Source organism: Klebsiella sp. BDA134-6 (assembly GCF_015601345.1).
Classification (GTDB): Bacteria; Pseudomonadota; Gammaproteobacteria; order Enterobacterales; family Enterobacteriaceae; genus Klebsiella; species Klebsiella grimontii.
In genome coordinates, this window is record NZ_CP064784.1 from 822,314 (window position 1) to 838,881 (window position 16,568).

16 protein-coding genes and 1 other annotated feature are annotated in these 16,568 nt (G+C 55.2%); of the genes, 12 read left to right on the forward strand and 4 right to left on the reverse strand.

Annotated features, from left to right (window positions below; all coding sequences use genetic code 11):
* Window positions 1–32: 32 nt before the first annotated feature.
* On the reverse strand, window positions 33–1,700 hold the full coding sequence (gene ettA, locus IYV58_RS03865) for an energy-dependent translational throttle protein EttA (RefSeq protein WP_014227837.1): 1,668 nt from the start codon (window positions 1,698–1,700) through the stop codon (window positions 33–35).
* A gap of 273 nt (window positions 1,701–1,973) precedes the next feature.
* Between ettA and sltY the strand changes: the two genes are divergently transcribed.
* Window positions 1,974–3,911, forward strand: a complete 1,938-nt coding sequence (gene sltY, locus IYV58_RS03870; RefSeq protein WP_142471691.1) for a murein transglycosylase — start codon at window positions 1,974–1,976, stop codon at window positions 3,909–3,911.
* A gap of 117 nt (window positions 3,912–4,028) precedes the next feature.
* Window positions 4,029–4,361 (forward strand): trp operon repressor, encoded by a 333-nt coding sequence (trpR, locus tag IYV58_RS03875; protein WP_004128720.1) that lies wholly within the window; start codon window positions 4,029–4,031, stop codon window positions 4,359–4,361.
* Here the strand turns inward: trpR and yjjX are convergent.
* Window positions 4,348–4,863 carry an inosine/xanthosine triphosphatase gene (yjjX, locus tag IYV58_RS03880; protein WP_142471692.1) on the reverse strand — a complete coding sequence of 172 codons (516 nt, stop codon included), beginning with the start codon at window positions 4,861–4,863 and terminating at the stop codon, window positions 4,348–4,350. The genes trpR and yjjX overlap by 14 nt on opposite strands.
* A 114-nt stretch (window positions 4,864–4,977) precedes the next feature.
* On the opposite strand from yjjX, the gene gpmB reads away from it, so the two are divergent.
* Entirely contained in the window at window positions 4,978–5,625 is a 648-nt protein-coding gene (gene gpmB / locus IYV58_RS03885) for a 2,3-diphosphoglycerate-dependent phosphoglycerate mutase GpmB (protein WP_087828603.1), read from the forward strand.
* Here gpmB and robA read toward each other — a convergent pair.
* Entirely contained in the window at window positions 5,622–6,491 is an 870-nt protein-coding gene (gene robA, locus IYV58_RS03890; RefSeq protein ID WP_004128726.1) for an MDR efflux pump AcrAB transcriptional activator RobA, read from the reverse strand. The two genes, gpmB and robA, sit on opposite strands and share 4 nt — an antisense overlap.
* A gap of 209 nt (window positions 6,492–6,700) precedes the next feature.
* Between robA and creA the strand changes: the two genes are divergently transcribed.
* From creA to creD, 4 genes are read left to right on the forward strand one after another with little or no spacing between them, the layout of a single operon-like run.
* Window positions 6,701–7,174, forward strand: coding sequence for a protein CreA (gene creA / locus IYV58_RS03895; protein ID WP_004128728.1), 474 nt, complete (start codon window positions 6,701–6,703; stop codon window positions 7,172–7,174).
* Window positions 7,175–7,186: 12 nt separating this feature from the next.
* Complete coding sequence (gene creB, locus IYV58_RS03900; RefSeq protein ID WP_004128730.1) at window positions 7,187–7,876, forward strand: two-component system response regulator CreB; 690 nt, start codon at window positions 7,187–7,189, stop codon at window positions 7,874–7,876.
* Window positions 7,876–9,300: a two-component system sensor histidine kinase CreC gene (gene creC / locus IYV58_RS03905; protein WP_087828604.1), complete on the forward strand. Its 1,425-nt coding sequence runs from the start codon at window positions 7,876–7,878 to the stop codon at window positions 9,298–9,300. The genes creB and creC overlap by 1 nt, the downstream gene beginning before the upstream one ends.
* 57 nt (window positions 9,301–9,357) lie before the next feature.
* A complete protein-coding gene (gene creD / locus IYV58_RS03910) occupies window positions 9,358–10,716 on the forward strand; it encodes a cell envelope integrity protein CreD (protein WP_004128733.1) in 1,359 nt (452 codons plus the stop codon).
* Window positions 10,717–10,771: 55 nt separating this feature from the next.
* On the opposite strand, the gene arcA is transcribed toward creD, so the two are convergent.
* Window positions 10,772–11,488 (reverse strand): two-component system response regulator ArcA, encoded by a 717-nt coding sequence (gene arcA, locus IYV58_RS03915; protein WP_002887843.1) that lies wholly within the window; start codon window positions 11,486–11,488, stop codon window positions 10,772–10,774.
* A gap of 95 nt (window positions 11,489–11,583) precedes the next feature.
* Between arcA and yjjY the strand changes: the two genes are divergently transcribed.
* The 5 genes from yjjY to thrB all read left to right on the forward strand — a co-directional run bounded on the left by yjjY (window position 11,584) and on the right by thrB (window position 16,565).
* Window positions 11,584–11,724, forward strand: coding sequence for a YjjY family protein (gene yjjY, locus IYV58_RS03920; protein WP_001541509.1), 141 nt, complete (start codon window positions 11,584–11,586; stop codon window positions 11,722–11,724).
* 398 nt (window positions 11,725–12,122) lie between these two features.
* The gene (locus IYV58_RS03925; RefSeq protein WP_049115930.1) at window positions 12,123–12,809 is read left to right on the forward strand and encodes a tRNA/rRNA methyltransferase; all 687 of its coding nucleotides are present in this window, start codon (window positions 12,123–12,125) and stop codon (window positions 12,807–12,809) included.
* Window positions 12,810–13,021: 212 nt separating this feature from the next.
* On the forward strand, window positions 13,022–13,090 hold the full coding sequence (gene thrL / locus IYV58_RS03930; protein ID WP_004222578.1) for a thr operon leader peptide: 69 nt from the start codon (window positions 13,022–13,024) through the stop codon (window positions 13,088–13,090).
* Window positions 13,029–13,146 (forward strand) — a sequence feature (Thr leader region). (Overlaps the previous gene by 62 nt.)
* 25 nt (window positions 13,147–13,171) lie before the next feature.
* Window positions 13,172–15,634 (forward strand): bifunctional aspartate kinase/homoserine dehydrogenase I, encoded by a 2,463-nt coding sequence (thrA, locus tag IYV58_RS03935; RefSeq protein WP_004128737.1) that lies wholly within the window; start codon window positions 13,172–13,174, stop codon window positions 15,632–15,634.
* Window position 15,635: 1 nt separating this feature from the next.
* Window positions 15,636–16,565: a homoserine kinase gene (thrB, locus tag IYV58_RS03940; RefSeq protein ID WP_004128739.1), complete on the forward strand. Its 930-nt coding sequence runs from the start codon at window positions 15,636–15,638 to the stop codon at window positions 16,563–16,565.
* The last annotated feature ends 3 nt before the right edge of the window (window positions 16,566–16,568 follow it).

Here is a 16,568-nt window from a genome sequence, read left to right on the forward strand (position 1 = left end):
CAAAAAGGGCAACCTGCGTTGCCCTTTTGCTTTTATTTCGCGATACGTTTGTACTTGATACGCTTCGGCTCCAGCGCATCGGCGCCGAGGGTGCGTTTCTTATACTCTTCGTATTCGGTAAAGTTACCTTCGAAGAACTCCACCTTACCTTCATCTTGGTAGTCCAGAATATGGGTCGCGATACGGTCGAGGAACCAACGGTCGTGCGAGATGACCATCGCGCAGCCCGGGAACTCCAGCAGGGCGTTTTCCAGCGCGCGCAGGGTTTCGATATCCAGGTCGTTGGTCGGTTCATCGAGCAGCAGGACGTTACCGCCCACCTGCAGCAGCTTCGCCAGATGCAGACGGCCGCGCTCACCGCCGGACAGCTCGCCAACGCGCTTGCCCTGGTCAACGCCTTTGAAGTTAAAGCGGCCCACGTAGGCGCGGCTTGGCATCTCGGTGTTGCCAATTTTCATGATATCCAGCCCGCCGGAAACTTCTTCCCATACGGTTTTGCTGTTGTCCATGGCGTCGCGGAACTGATCGACGGAGGCCAGCTTGACGGTTTCACCCAGGGTGATTGAACCGGCATCAGGCTGTTCCTGACCGGACATCATGCGGAACAGGGTCGATTTACCCGCGCCGTTAGGACCGATGATGCCGACGATAGCGCCTTTCGGTACCGAGAAGCTCAGGTCGTCAATCAGCAGGCGGTCGCCATAGGACTTACGCAGGTTGCTAACTTCAACCACTTTATCTCCCAGACGTGCGCCTGGTGGAATAAACAGTTCGTTGGTCTCGTTACGCTTCTGGTACTCGACGTTGTTAAGCTCTTCAAAGCGCGCCAGACGGGCTTTGCCCTTAGACTGACGGCCTTTCGCGCCCTGACGGACCCACTCCAGCTCTTTCTCGATTGACTTACGGCGCGCCGCTTCCTGAGATGCTTCCTGCGCCAGACGCTGATCTTTCTGCTCCAGCCAGGAGGAGTAGTTACCTTCCCACGGAATACCTTCGCCGCGGTCCAGCTCAAGGATCCAGCCGGCGACGTTATCGAGGAAGTAACGGTCGTGGGTGATCGCCACCACGGTGCCTTCGAAGTCGTGCAGGAAGCGTTCCAGCCAGGCCACGGACTCTGCGTCCAGGTGGTTGGTTGGTTCGTCGAGCAGCAGCATGTCTGGCTTTTCCAGCAGCAGGCGGCACAGCGCGACGCGGCGGCGCTCACCACCGGACAGATTGGCGATTTTCGCGTCCCAGTCCGGCAGACGCAGGGCATCCGCCGCGCGCTCAAGCTGGACGTTCAGGTTATGGCCATCGTGCGCCTGGATAATCTCTTCGAACTTGCCCTGCTGAGCGGCGAGCTTATCAAAGTCGGCATCCGGCTCCGCGTATTTGGCGTACACCTCGTCCAGGCCTTTCAGCGCATTGACCACTTCGGCCACTGCTTCTTCAACCGACTCACGTACGGTCTGCTCCGGATTGAGCTGCGGCTCCTGTGGCAGATAGCCGATTTTCAGACCTGGCTGCGGACGCGCTTCGCCTTCGATATCGGTATCGATGCCGGCCATAATACGCAGCAGGGTCGACTTACCAGCGCCGTTCAGGCCGAGAACGCCGATTTTTGCGCCCGGGAAAAAGCTCAGGGAGATATTTTTCAGAATATGACGTTTCGGCGGAACCACTTTGCCGACACGATGCATGGTATAAACGAATTGAGCCACGTTGGACTTCGCCTCTTTTATATACTCTTCATCCCTCAGGCTAGCTTGATGCAGCCAGAATGATTTTGAGTAGGGTAGTGAATAGTTTTCAAAGGCGAAGTGTAGCCTTTTTCGCGCTTTAATCCCAGTGAGGCGATGGGATTCACAAAAGCGTAAAAAAATGTCCGGGACGTGGCGCGATTCGCGTTGTCTGATTAGCATATCTACGTAATACCTGAAATTTTTGCCCGCGGCATGATGCTGTTGTGGTGTATCTGAATAGAGGAAGAGCTTGTGGAAAAAGCCAAAACTGTGACGTGGCGTCTTCTGGCCGCCGGCGTAAGTCTGCTGACGTTAAGCCAACTGGCGCATGCGGATTCACTGGATGAACAGCGCAGCCGCTATGCTCAAGTTAAACAGGCGTGGGACAGTCGACAAATGGATGTCGTCAATCAGCTGATGCCCACGCTAACGACCTATCCGCTCTATCCTTATCTCCAGTACCGGCAGATTACCGATGATCTGATGAACCAACCGGCGCTGGTGGTGACCAATTTTATCGCCGCCAACCCTACGCTGCCTCCCGCGCGTTCACTGAAATCACGGTTCGTCAACGAACTGGCGCGCCGCAGCGACTGGCGCGGCCTGCTGGCCTTCAGCCCGGATAAGCCGACCGGCACCGAGGCGCAGTGCAATTACTACTATGCGAAGTGGAACGTCGGCCAGGCTCAGGAGGCCTGGGACGGGGCGAAAGCGCTGTGGCTGAGCGGCAAAAGCCAGCCAAACGCCTGTGACCAGCTATTTGGCGCCTGGCGCGCCTCCGGCCAGCAGGATCCGCTGGCCTACCTTGAACGCATTCGCCTGGCGATGAAAGCGGGAAATACCAGTCTGGTACGGGTCCTGGCCCAGCAGATGCCTGCCGATTATCAAACCATTTCGACGGCGGTCATCGCGTTGGCTAACGATCCCAATAGCGTGATGACCTTCGCCCGCACAACCGGTGCGACGGATTTCACCCGCCAGATGGCGGCAGTCGCGTTTGCCAGCGTTGCCCGGCAGGATGTGGAAAACGCGCGCCTGATGATCCCCTCATTAGCGCAGGCGCAGCAGCTCAATGAAGATCAGATTCAGGAGCTGCGGGATATCGTCGCCTGGCGCCTGATGGGCAGCGACGTGACCGAAGAGCAGGCCATCTGGCGCGACGACGCCATTATGCGTTCGCAATCCACCTCGCTGGTGGAGCGCCGGGTACGTATGGCGCTGGGGCTTGGGGATCGGCGTGGCCTGAACACCTGGCTGGCGCGTTTGCCGATGGAGGCGAAAGAGAAGGACGAATGGCGCTATTGGCAGGCCGATCTGCTGCTGGAGCGCGGACGCGATGACGAAGCGAAAGATATTCTCCGTTCGTTGATGCAGCAGCGCGGCTTCTATCCGATGGTCGCTGCCCAGCGCCTGGGCGAGGAGTACACTTTCCGCATCGACAAAGCGCCGGCGAACCTCGATCCGGCGTTGACCTCGGGGCCGGAAATGGCGCGGGTCCGCGAGCTGATGTACTGGAATATGGATAATACCGCCCGCAGCGAGTGGGCAAATCTGGTGACCAGCAAATCCAAAGATCAGCAGGCGCAGCTGGCTCGTTACGCGTTTAATCAGGACTGGTGGGATCTGAGCGTCCAGGCCACCATCGCCGGAAAACTGTGGGATCAGCTGGAAGAGCGTTTCCCGCTGGCCTATAACGACCTCTTTACCCGCTACATCAGCGGTAAAGATATTCCGCAGAGCTACGCGATGGCCATCGCGCGCCAGGAGAGCGCCTGGAACCCGAAAGCCGGTTCACCGGTTGGCGCCCGCGGTCTGATGCAGATTATGCCGGGTACGGCAACGCATACGGTGAGCATGTTCAGTATTCCCGGCTATAACGGTCCATCGCAGCTGCTGGATCCGGAAATGAACATCAACATTGGTACCAGCTATCTGCAATATGTTTATCAGCAGTTTGGCAATAACCGAATCTTCGCCTCTGCGGCCTATAACGCTGGTCCTGGGCGAGTGCGCACCTGGCGGGGCAACAGCGGCGGACGCATTGACGCGGTGGCGTTTATCGAGAGCATTCCGTTCTCTGAAACGCGCGGCTATGTGAAAAACGTTCTGTCCTATGATGCCTACTATCGCTATTTTATGGGCCAAAAAGACACGCTGCTGAGCGATGCGGAATGGAAGCTGCGTTATTAATACAGCCTCCTTCGGGCAACATCGTATTTCGCGATGTTGCCCGAAACCCGTAGAGTCCGGACAGAAGTATGTTATGCTTTGTACTCGTTAGTGAGTACATTTGACAGGTGGCGTAACATGACCCAACAATCCCCCTATTCAGCGGCCGTGGCCGAACAGCGTCATCAGGAGTGGCTGCGTTTTGTCGCCCTCCTGCAGCAAGCGTACGCCGACGACCTCCATCTGCCGCTTTTACAGCTCATGCTGACGCCCGACGAGCGCGAGGCGCTCGGCACGCGGGTGCGCATCATTGAAGAGTTGCTGCGCGGCGAGATGAGCCAGCGCGAGCTGAAAAACGAACTCGGCGCCGGGATCGCCACCATTACCCGCGGTTCGAACAGCCTCAAATCGGCCCCGGCGGAGCTGCGTCTGTGGCTGGAACAGGCGTTGATTAACGCTAGCGGTAAATAGCGTTATGGAACGGGCTTAGCGCCAGCACGACGGCCTGATGATAAACGCTGCTGCGCGTCAGTTTTCCGGCCGTGAATACGCCGATAGCGCCCTCTTTGCGGCCAATTTCATCGATGCCGGTATGCTGAGACATCACCGGCCCCAGGGCTTCTCCTGCCTGGACTTTTTCAAGAATGACCCGCGGTAGCGGCAGGGTCGCCGAGCGCGCTTCGCCGCGCAGGTTGCCGTCGTCGATCGTCACCCAGCTAAAGGTGCTGCCTTCGTCGATTCCGGCTTCAATGGCGACCCAGAAGTCCGCGTTTGGCCGTGCGCGACGCGCGTTAGCCACGCGATTTCGTGCGCCAGCGCGCGTTTCGTCGCTGCCAAAAGGCTGTTCCGGCACGCCGCTCTCGACGGAGATGGACTCAATGTGGCAGGATCCTTCGCCGAAGATCTCGTTAAAAGCCTGCAGAATTGCCTGAATTTTGGCGGGATTAGTGGTAGCTGAGACAACATGGTGCATAATCAAAACAACTCAGAATTACTAAACATCATCGCAGTATACTCCAAATCATTCTTGCTGCAGGCGGCTATGCTTGTAGCTCGAGGGTTAAGAGCTCAGAACGGATAATAAAGCATGTTACAGGTATACCTTGTTCGCCACGGTGAAACGCAGTGGAACGCCGAGCGACGTATTCAGGGCCAGTCCGACAGCCCGCTTACCGCCCACGGTGAGCGTCAGGCCTGGCAGGTGGGCGAGCGCGCCAGAACGTTGGGGATTACGCATATTATCGCCAGCGATTTAGGCCGGACGCGCCGTACCGCAGAAATCATCGCTGAAGCCTGCGGATGCAGCGTCGTGGCCGATTCGCGCTTGCGTGAGCTGGATATGGGCGTGCTTGAAAAGCGCCATATCGACTCGCTGAGCGAAGAAGAGGAGGGTTGGCGTCGACAGCTGGTTAACGGCACGCCCGACGGGCGTATCCCGCAGGGGGAGTCAATGCAGGAGCTGAGCGAGCGTATGCACGCGGCGCTGACGTCTTGTCTGGAATTGCCCGCGGGTAGCCGACCGCTGCTAGTGAGCCATGGGATGGCGCTGGGATGTCTGGTGAGTACGATTCTTGGTCTGCCCGCTTACGCGGAGCGTCGCCTGCGTCTACGCAACTGCTCTATTTCCCGCGTTGACTACCAGCAAAGTCCCTGGCTGGCGTCGGGATGGGTGGTGGAAACTGCGGGGGATGTGTCGCATCTCGATGCCCCCGCGATGGATGAGCTACAGCGTTAACGACGAATCGGGATCAGGTATTCGCAGCGCAGCTGAATAGGCGGTTCCTGATTCCGGCTTTCATCTTCCGGGAAGAAACGTTCGATATCCAGGCCCTTACGACGGGTGAGGTTAAGCATCGGCATGCAGGTGCCGTAAACCGTCAGAATAAACTCCTGCAACCCGGTGCCCAATCCTTCGTAGGTAAACATCACGTATTCGCCGCCTTCCAGTATCACCGGATGGGCGTTATGCAGGTGGCCGTTTGCCAGCTCCGGCGTCAGCGCGGTGGTGTAAAACACCTCCTGCTCATCGTCTTTATCGAGGCTAGGACGCGGCTCATGCAGACCGTATAGCGTCGGGGGAATCGATGGCGTATTGGCGAGGAATTCACGCCAGAACTGGACGCGCATCTGATTACGGAAATCGGAGATCTCCTCGAGCTTACAGGTGTAGCTCTGGGTGACGCCGACCAGCTGAGTGGTATTCAGCGTGACGAATTCATAGTGCGGCATGGTGAACTCGCCCAGACGCAGCGGAGGGCGCATACCGTAGGAGCTCCAGTCTGGAGAGCGTCGGTAGAGGGCTGGCGTCAACGAAAACTGCTTTTTAAAGGCGCGAGTAAAAGTCTGCTGCGAGTCAAAGCGATACTGTAGCGCAATATCAAGAATCGGACGCGCGGTCAGGCGTAGGGCAACCGCCGACTTAGATAAGCGACGGGCGCGAATATAGGCACCGATAGCATGGCCGGTCACGTCCTTGAACATTCTTTGCAGATGCCACTTGGAATAGCCCGCCTTCGCTGCCACATTGTCCAGTGAGAGAGGCTGATCCAGGTGACCTTCCAGCCAGCTAAGGAGATCGCGAATAATCCCTGCTTGATCCATAAAATATCCCCATCCTTAAACTCAGGTGCCTGATACTAAAGGTAGCGGATAATAGCATTTTTTGATGTTTTAGCATTCAGTGTTTTTTTTGCTTTTAAATGCGATTATTCCAGAAGTTCTGGTGGTAATTTTGTAAAGCTGTGATCTATAAAACTTTTCTTCTTAATATGTGATAATCACTCAGCTAAATTTTTAAGAATGGTAACAATATGAAATACAAGAAGTTAGTGGCAGGAATGCTTTTGCTGGCGGGCTGCCAGGTGGCGCAGGCGGAACAAATCGGCTCTGTGGATACCGTATTTAAGTTCCTTGGGCCGGATCATAAAATCGTCGTCGAGGCCTTTGACGACCCGGATGTCCAGAACGTCACGTGCTACATCAGCCGGGCGAAAACCGGAGGAATTAAAGGCGGGTTAGGACTGGCGGAGGATACCTCCGATGCCGCAATTTCCTGTCAGCAGGTGGGGCCGATTGAGCTGACGGATAAAATCAAAAACGGTAAAACTCAGGGCGATGTGGTGTTCCAGAAACGCACCTCGCTGGTATTTAAAAAGCTGCAGGTCGTGCGTTTTTACGATGCCAAACGCAATGCGCTGATCTATTTGACCTATTCGGATAAAATCGTCGATGGCTCGCCGAAAAATGCGCTTAGCGCCGTGCCGATTATGCCATGGAATAAATAACAGGGAACGCCGATGCAACAACCGCGGATCTGGTTGGTGGAAGATGAGATGAGTATCGCGGATACGCTCGTCTACATGCTGCAACAAGAAGGATTTATCGTTACGGCGTTCGAGCGCGGACTCCCTGCGCTGGACGCGGCGCATCATCACCAACCCGACCTCGCGATTCTTGATGTCGGCCTGCCTGATATCAGCGGGTTTGAGCTATGTCGCCGACTGCTGGCCCGCTATCCTGCGCTGCCGGTGCTGTTCCTGACGGCCCGCAGCGAAGAGGTGGATAAGCTGCTCGGCCTGGAAATCGGCGCTGATGATTATATCGCCAAGCCATTTTCTCCCCGTGAAGTTTGCGCCAGGGTTCGCACTGTCCTGCGGCGGCTGCAGAAATTCGCCGCCCCTTCACCGCTTTTGCGCGTGGGGGAGTTCACATTGAATGACGCCGCGGCTCAGGTCACGTGGTGCGGCCAGGGTCTGAATCTGACCCGCTATGAGTTTTTATTATTAAAAACGCTACTTCATTCTCCTGGGCGCATTTTTTCCCGCCAGCTGCTGCTGGAGCAAGTATGGGGCGACGCGAACGAGAGCTTCGACCGTACCGTTGATACCCATATCAAAACGCTGCGCGCTAAGCTGCGAGAAGTGAATCCCGATCTCTCTCCGATCAATACGCACCGCGGTATGGGATACAGCCTTGGAGGCTTCTGATGCGCATCGGTATGCGGCTGCTGATGGGCTACTTTTTGATAGTGGCGATTGCTGCCTGGTTTGTGCTTTCTATCTTCGTTCAGGAGATTAAACCCGGTGTTCGGCGCGCAACGGAAGGGACGCTGATTGATACGGCGACCCTGCTTGCCGGGCTGGCCCGTGAGGATTTACTTTCCGCCAATCCCCAGCATGGGCGCCTGGCCCAGGCTTTTCAAACGCTGCATCGCCAGCCGATCAATGCCAACATTGCCGGCATTAATAAAGTTCGCAATGAATATCACGTCTATATGACCGATGCGCAGGGCAAGGTAGTATTTGATTCTGCGGGCAATGCGCTGGGGCAAGACTATTCGCGCTGGAACGATGTCTGGCTCACTTTACGCGGACAATACGGGGCGCGCAGCACGCGCAGCGATCCAGACGATGATAGTAGCTCGGTGATGTATATTGCCGCGCCGGTGATGGATAATGGTCGAATCATTGGCGTGCTCAGCGTCGGAAAACCCAATCTGGCCATGGCGCCGGTCATCAAACGCAGCGAGCGGCGTATTCTGTGGGCCGGAGGGGCGCTGCTGGGGATCGCGCTACTGATCGGCGTTGCGATGGTATGGTGGATTAACTTTTCCATCGGCAAGCTGGTTCGCTACGCCGACTCCGTGACCGCTGACCGTCCGCTTCCGTTGCCGGACACGGGCAGCAGCGAACTGCGCAAGCTGGCGCAGGCGCTGGAAAGTATGCGCCTTAAACTTGAAGGTAAGAACGCAATTGAGAACTACGTTTATGCGCTGACCCATGAACTGAAGAGCCCGCTAGCGGCGATTCGCGGCGCGGCAGAAATTCTCCGGGAGGCGCCTCCGCCTGAGGTCGCCGCGCGTTTTACCCGCAATATCCTGGCGCAGAATGCGCGAATGCAGTCGCTGGTGGAAAATTTACTTCAGCAGGCCCGGCTGGAGAATCGGCTGGAGATCGCCCAGCGTCCCGTCTCCGTCGCTGCGCTTTTTCGTCGTCTGGCCGAGGAGCGCGACATCGCGCTGGTGGCGAAAAACCTCACACTACGCTGGCAGGAAACGCCCCTGACGGTAGAGGGTGATGGTGAGCTCCTGGCGCAGGCATTGGGCAATCTACTTGATAATGCTATCGATTTTACTCCTGCTGAAGGGGTGATTGTCCTTGGCGCGGAAGAACGTGATGGCGGCGTGCGATTAACCGTATGCGATACGGGAAGCGGTATTCCCGACTACGCGCTGGGGCGTGTTTTCGAACGTTTCTATTCTCTGCCTCGTGATAATGGCCAAAAAAGCAGCGGCCTGGGGCTGGCGTTTGTTCGTGAAGTTGCGCGCCTGCATCAGGGCGATATCGAGCTGGTTAATCGCCAGGAGGGCGGCGTGTGCGCTTTGCTGAGACTTCACGCTCACTTCACATAGCTTCAAATTCTCCCCACATAGCCCCTTTAAGGTAAGCGCATCACTAAGGAGAGGGCTATGTTGAAATCACCACTATTCTGGAAAATGAGCACCCTGCTGGGGTGTATTTTACTGTTATCGATCCCGCTGATGATCGTCCGGCAACTGATCGTTGAACGCGCGGATTATCGCAGCGAAGTCATTGAGGCTCTGGAGAGCAGTACCAGCGGATCGCAGAAATTGGTCGGGCCGCTGATCGCCATTCCCGTGACCGAGGTATTGACCCGCATTGAGGATAAAAAAGAGGTGACATATCAACGTCACTGGCTGCATTACTGGTTACCTGAGTCGCTGGCGATAGCCGGAAAACAGAACGTTGAATCCAGAAAAATAGGGATTTATGAAGGCCAAATCTGGCACAACGATCTGGGTATTAAGGCGCAATTTGATGTTTCCCGTCTGGCTGAACTCAGAAAAGATAATATTACGTTAGGTAAACCGGTTATGGTGGTCGGCGTTAGCGATGCACGCGGGATTGGCACCATTATTGCCCCGAAAATTAATGGAGAGGCGCTGCCGGTGGAACCCGGAATCGGTATCAGCGGCAGCGGAGAGGGAATTCATATGCCAATGCCGCTGTTAACTCCCCAACAAAAAACGCTGGATGTTGAATTCACACTCAATCTGAACGGAACCGGAAGCTTCTCAGTCGCGCCGCTCGGACGCAATAGCCAATTACAGCTGACCAGTAACTGGGCGCATCCTGGTTTCCTGGGCGATTTTCTCCCGGTTAGTCGTGAGGTATCCCCATCAGGTTATAGCGCCCGCTGGCAGAGTAGCTGGTTTGCGAACAATATGGCCCGGTTTTTTATGGACGATCGCGAGATTGAGTGGCGTCAACTGCCCGCTTTCAACGTTAACGTTACGACGCCAGCCGATCGGTACCAGCTGACCGATAGGGCGACAAAGTATGCCATTCTATTAATCTCACTTACGTTTATGGCGTTTTTCGTTTTTGAGAGCCTGACTCAGTGCCGTTTACACCCGATGCAGTATCTGCTGGTGGGTTTGTCACTGGTGATGTTCTATCTGATATTACTGGCCCTGTCCGAGCATATTGGCTTTACGCCGTCCTGGATCGTTGCCAGCCTGATAGGGGCGCTGATCAATGGGGTTTATCTGCACGCGGTGCTGAAGGGATGGCGTAGCAGCTTTCTTTTTGTCTGCGCATTACTGCTGCTGGATGGCGTTATGTGGATGCTATTGCGTTCAGAAGATAGCGCGCTGCTATTGGGGACGGGAGTACTACTGCTGGCGCTCAGCGCGCTGATGTTCCTGACGCGTCGCGTTGACTGGTACACGCTATCTCTCCCGAAGCCAAAAGAGAGACTGCCCGAAGACGGTGATGATGGCGATAAGCTGAGGATCTGGAAATAAAAAAAAACGGCGCGAATTGCGCCGTTTTTACGTTATGACAGCAAGAAAAACGGTGTTATTCCTGCAGATCTCCACAGAAGCGGTACCCCTCGCCATGGATGGTGGCGATAATTTCCGGGGTATCCGGAGTGGATTCAAAATGCTTACGAATGCGACGGATGGTTACGTCCACGGTGCGGTCGTGCGGCTTCAGCTCACGGCCGGTCATTTTCTTCAGCAGTTCCGCACGCGACTGGATTTTGCCCGGATTTTCGCAGAAGTGCAGCATGGCGCGGAATTCACTGCGCGGCAGCTTGTACTGCTCACCATTAGGGCTAACCAGCGAACGGCTATTGATATCCAGCTCCCAACCGTTGAACTTATAGCTTTCTACGCTACGGCGTTCTTCGCTCACGGTACCAAGGTTCATGGTACGGGAGAGCAGGTTGCGCGCGCGAATCGTCAGTTCACGTGGGTTGAAAGGTTTAGTGATATAATCATCGGCACCGATTTCGAGGCCAAGGATTTTATCCACTTCGTTATCGCGGCCGGTGAGGAACATCAGCGCGACGTCCGCCTGCTCACGCAGCTCGCGTGCTAACAGGAGACCATTTTTGCCTGGCAGGTTGATATCCATGATCACCAGGTTGATATCATTTTCAGACAGGATCTGATGCATTTCCGCGCCATCGGTCGCTTCGAATACATCATAACCTTCTGCTTCGAAAATACTTTTTAACGTGTTGCGTGTTACCAACTCGTCTTCAACGATAAGAATGTGCGGGGTCTGCATGTTTGCTACCTAAATTGCCAACTAAATCGAAACAGGAAGTACCAAAGTCCCTGACCTGCCTGGTGCATGTCGCAAATTAACATGCCCGGCGTAACATGACTAAAGTACGTAATTGCGTTCTTGATGCACTTTCCATCAACGTCAACAACATCATTAGCTTGGTCGTGGGTACTTTCCCTCTGGACCCGACGGTGTCAAAAACGGCTGTCATCCTAACCATTTTAACAGCAACATAACAGGCTAAGTGAGGCATGACACCCAATAAAACTACGCTTCGTTGACATATATCAAGTTCAATTGTAGCACGTTAACAGTCTTGTGAAATCATTGCATCTAAACGGGATTCATCGTCACAATTCATATCATGCGCAATTAGTTACGCTAAGAAAATAATAAACGTGATGAATCCAAAGCCTAAAAACGTATTCGGACATAAATTTCATTGCCAAACATACGGATAAAGCTGTTCTGTTAACATACTCTGTGACACGGTGCCTTGGGAATAGTTTAGTTTTTTTTATGGGTGATAAAGCTCAAATTTAGTGATTTTTGTTGCAAATTTGTAAATTCACGGCGCGTAATATGAAGGGAAAAATCGTCATTCCCGCCGCCTAAAAAGTAAAAGAGAAACCAAATGCGTTTATCAATTGTATTAGTCTCCCCGGCGCGGGCAGAAAACGTGGGCGCGGCAGCCAGAGCGATGAAAACCATGGGGTTTAGCGATATGCGTATCGTCGATAGCGATGCTCATTTGCAGCCTGCGGCGCGCTGGGTCGCGCACGGTTCTGGCGAGATCCTCGACAATGTTAAAACTTATGCCACGCTTGAGCAGGCGCTGCACGATGTCGATTTTACCGTCGCCACTACCGCCCGTAGCCGGGCGCGTTTTCACTACTACGCGACGCCGCAGCAGCTCTTGCCGCTGCTGGAAGAAAAAGCGCAATGGATGCATCATGCCGCGCTGGTGTTTGGCCGGGAAGATTCCGGATTAACCAACGAAGAGCTGGCCCTTGCCGATGTGCTGAGCGGCGTGCAGATGGTGGCTGACTATCCCTCGCTCAATCTGGGGCAGTCGGTGATGGTCTATTGTTATCAGCTGACCTCGTTGTTGCAGAATACCCCGCCAACATCCGCTAGCGTGGATGACAATCAGCTGCAGGCGCTACGCCTTCGCACTCGCGATCTGCTCGAGCGCCTCGGCGTGGGTGACGATATAAAACTGACCGACTGGCTCCAGCAGCGAATGGGTCTTTTGCAGCAGCGGGATACTGCCATGCTGCATCGTTTACTGCACGATATTGAAAAAAACCTTCCAGGTTAAAGTTCTGTCATACCATTTTCATATGGTCTTATGTGCTAATTATTGGCCTCCTGATGCGCAAATGCGGATGAATTATCAGGCGGCCATGGCGTATTGGCCAGGTGTGAAAAAATGGGCCAAAAGTAGAAATTCGTTGACTTAAGTCGACAGATACTTTAACCAATATAGGCACAGGACACAGACAGATAAAAATTACAGAGTACACAACATCCATGAATCGCATCGGCATGATCACCACGATTATCACCACCACTATTACCACAGGTAACGGTGCGGGCTGACGCGTACAGGAAACACAGAAAAAAGCCCGCACCTGAACAGTGCGGGCTTTTTTTTCGATAAAAAATCAAGGGGTCATAACCATGCGTGTGTTGAAGTTCGGTGGTACATCAGTGGCAAATGCAGAACGTTTTCTGCGTGTTGCCGATATTCTGGAGAGTAATGCCAGGCAGGGGCAGGTAGCGACCGTACTATCTGCCCCGGCGAAGATCACTAACCATCTGGTTGCGATGATCGAAAAAACCATTGGCGGGCAGGATGCGCTGACCAATATCGCCGATGCCGAACGCATTTTCACCGAACTTCTGCAAGGTCTCGCCGATGCACAACCGGGCTTTCCGCTTGCGCCGCTGAAAGCTTTTGTTGAGCAGGAATTCGCGCAAATCAAACACGTCCTGCACGGCATTAGTCTGCTTGGGCAGTGCCCGGATAGCGTTAATGCGTCCCTTATTTGCCGGGGAGAAAAGCTCTCTATCGCCATTATGGCAGGCTTGCTGGAAGCGCGCGGTCATGACGTCACGGTGATCAACCCGGTTGAAAAACTGCTTGCCGTTGGCCATTACCTCGAATCCACCGTTGATATCGCCGAGTCGACTCGGCGTATTGCCGCCAGCCAGATCCCGGCTGACCATATGGTGCTGATGGCGGGCTTCACCGCGGGTAACGAAAAAGGTGAGCTGGTGGTGCTGGGGCGTAACGGTTCTGACTACTCAGCAGCAGTGCTGGCCGCCTGCCTGCGCGCCGACTGCTGCGAGATCTGGACCGACGTTGACGGTGTTTATACCTGCGACCCGCGTCAGGTTCCGGATGCGCGTTTGCTGAAGTCGATGTCCTATCAGGAAGCGATGGAGCTCTCCTACTTCGGCGCTAAAGTTTTGCACCCGCGTACTATTGCCCCTATCGCCCAGTTCCAGATCCCCTGTTTAATCAAAAACACCGGCAATCCGCAGGCGCCGGGTACGCTTATCGGCGCCAGCAGCGATGAAGACGATCTGCCGGTGAAGGGGATCTCCAACCTCAATAATATGGCGATGTTCAACGTCTCCGGTCCGGGGATGAAGGGCATGGTTGGCATGGCGGCGCGCGTGTTCGCCACCATGTCCCGCGCGGGAATCTCCGTTGTTCTTATTACCCAGTCCTCTTCTGAATACAGCATCAGCTTCTGCGTGCCGCAGAGCGATTGCGTTCGGGCGAAGCGGGTGATGGAAGATGAATTTTATCTGGAGCTGAAGGAGGGGCTGCTTGAGCCACTGTCGATAATGGAGCGCCTGGCGATTATATCCGTTGTTGGTGACGGTATGCGCACGCTGCGCGGAATTTCTGCGAAGTTCTTCGCTGCGCTGGCCCGCGCCAATATCAACATTGTCGCTATTGCTCAGGGCTCTTCCGAGCGCTCTATCTCCGTTGTCGTCAGCAACGATGACGCCACCACCGGCGTGCGCGTGACTCACCAGATGCTGTTCAATACCGATCAGGTTATTGAAGTGTTTGTCATTGGCATCGGCGGCGTCGGCGGTGCGTTGATCGAACAGATCAAACGCCAGCAGAGCTGGCTGAAGAGTAAGCATATCGACCTGCGCGTTTGCGGCGTGGCCAACTCTCGCGCCTTGCTGACTAACGTACACGGCCTGAACCTTGAACACTGGCGCGACGAGCTGGCGGAAGCCAAAGAGTCGTTCAATCTGGGCCGACTCATTCGTCTGGTGAAAGAGTATCATCTGTTGAATCCGGTGATTGTCGACTGTACCTCCAGCCAGGCCGTGGCCGATCAGTACGCCGATTTCCTGCGCGAAGGGTTCCACGTGGTCACGCCGAACAAAAAGGCCAATACCTCATCGCTGGATTACTATCATCAGCTGCGCCACGCCGCAAGCAGCTCACGGCGTAAGTTTTTATACGACACCAACGTCGGCGCGGGGCTGCCGGTTATCGAAAACCTGCAAAATTTGCTGAACGCGGGCGATGAGCTGCTGCACTTTTCCGGTATTCTGTCTGGCTCGCTGTCGTTTATCTTCGGCAAACTCGATGAGGGCGTGAGCTTTTCTGAGGCGACCAGGCTGGCGCGTGAGATGGGCTATACCGAACCGGATCCGCGCGACGATCTTTCTGGCGTTGATGTCGCGCGTAAGTTGCTGATCCTCGCGCGTGAAACCGGGCGTGAGCTTGAACTGTCTGACATTATCGTGGAACCGGTGCTTCCGGCGGAGTTTGATGCCAGCGGCGATGTTGACAGCTTTATGGCGCGGTTGCCTTCTCTGGATGATGAGTTTGCCTCGCGGGTCGCCAAAGCGCGCGATGAAGGTAAGGTCTTGCGCTATGTCGGTAATATCGAAGAGGATGGCACCTGTCGCGTCAAAATCGCCGCGGTTGATGGCAACGATCCGCTGTTTAAAGTGAAAAACGGCGAGAATGCTCTGGCGTTCTACAGCCACTATTACCAGCCGCTGCCGCTGGTGCTGCGCGGTTATGGCGCGGGGAACGATGTGACGGCGGCTGGCGTATTCGCCGACCTGCTGCGTACCCTGTCATGGAAGTTAGGAGTTTAAGATGGTCAAAGTATATGCCCCGGCTTCCAGTGCCAATATGAGCGTCGGCTTTGACGTGCTGGGCGCGGCGGTCACGCCGGTTGATGGCACTCTGCTAGGGGACAACGTCTCGGTTGAGGCGGCGACGAGCTTCAGCCTGCAAAACGTGGGTCGGTTCGCCAGCAAACTGCCGACGGCGCCGCAGGAAAACATCGTCTATCAATGCTGGGAGCGTTTTTGCCAGGAGATTGGCAAAAAGGTTCCGGTGGCGATGACGCTGGAAAAAAACATGCCGATCGGTTCCGGGCTGGGCTCCAGCGCCTGTTCCGTGGTCGCCGCGCTGGTGGCGATGAATGAATTTTGCGGCAAGCCGCTCAATGAGAGCCGGATGCTGGCGCTGATGGGGGAGATGGAAGGGCGGATTTCCGGCAGTATCCATTACGATAACGTCGCGCCGTGCTATCTGGGCGGGATACAATTGATGCTTGAGGAAAACGGCATCATCAGTCAGCAGATTCCGGCCTTCGACGAGTGGCTGTGGGTGCTGGCCTATCCGGGGATTAAGGTCTCAACGGCGGAAGCGCGGGCAATTCTGCCGGCGCAGTATCGCCGTCAGGACTGTATTGCCCACGGTCGTCATCTGGCGGGCTTTATTCACGCCTGCTATTCCCGCCAGCCTCAGCTGGCGGCGAAATTGATGAAAGACGTGATTGCCGAACCATATCGTACCAAACTACTGCCGGGCTTCAGCGAAGCGCGTCAGGCAGCAATGGAAATTGGCGCGCAGGCATGCGGCATTTCCGGTTCCGGTCCAACCTTGTTCGCATTATGCGATAAACCGGAAACCGCGCAGCGCGTCGCCGACTGGCTGGCTACGCACTATCTGCAAAATCAGGAAGGCTTCGTTCATATTTGCCGGCTGGACACGGCGGGCGCTCGAGTAGTGGGATAACCA

Coding starts and splice junctions, on each gene's coding strand:
- trpR (WP_004128720.1), top strand. CDS start 4,029: ATGACCCAACAATCCCCCTATTCAGCGGCCGTGGCCGAACAGCGTCAT.
- yjjX (WP_142471692.1), bottom strand. CDS start 4,863: ATGCACCATGTTGTCTCAGCTACCACTAATCCCGCCAAAATTCAGGCA.
- gpmB (WP_087828603.1), top strand. CDS start 4,978: ATGTTACAGGTATACCTTGTTCGCCACGGTGAAACGCAGTGGAACGCC.
- robA (WP_004128726.1), bottom strand. CDS start 6,491: ATGGATCAAGCAGGGATTATTCGCGATCTCCTTAGCTGGCTGGAAGGT.
- creA (WP_004128728.1), top strand. CDS start 6,701: ATGAAATACAAGAAGTTAGTGGCAGGAATGCTTTTGCTGGCGGGCTGC.
- creB (WP_004128730.1), top strand. CDS start 7,187: ATGCAACAACCGCGGATCTGGTTGGTGGAAGATGAGATGAGTATCGCG.
- creC (WP_087828604.1), top strand. CDS start 7,876: ATGCGCATCGGTATGCGGCTGCTGATGGGCTACTTTTTGATAGTGGCG.
- creD (WP_004128733.1), top strand. CDS start 9,358: ATGTTGAAATCACCACTATTCTGGAAAATGAGCACCCTGCTGGGGTGT.
- arcA (WP_002887843.1), bottom strand. CDS start 11,488: ATGCAGACCCCGCACATTCTTATCGTTGAAGACGAGTTGGTAACACGC.
- yjjY (WP_001541509.1), top strand. CDS start 11,584: ATGACTAAAGTACGTAATTGCGTTCTTGATGCACTTTCCATCAACGTC.
- IYV58_RS03925 (WP_049115930.1), top strand. CDS start 12,123: ATGCGTTTATCAATTGTATTAGTCTCCCCGGCGCGGGCAGAAAACGTG.
- thrA (WP_004128737.1), top strand. CDS start 13,172: ATGCGTGTGTTGAAGTTCGGTGGTACATCAGTGGCAAATGCAGAACGT.
- thrB (WP_004128739.1), top strand. CDS start 15,636: ATGGTCAAAGTATATGCCCCGGCTTCCAGTGCCAATATGAGCGTCGGC.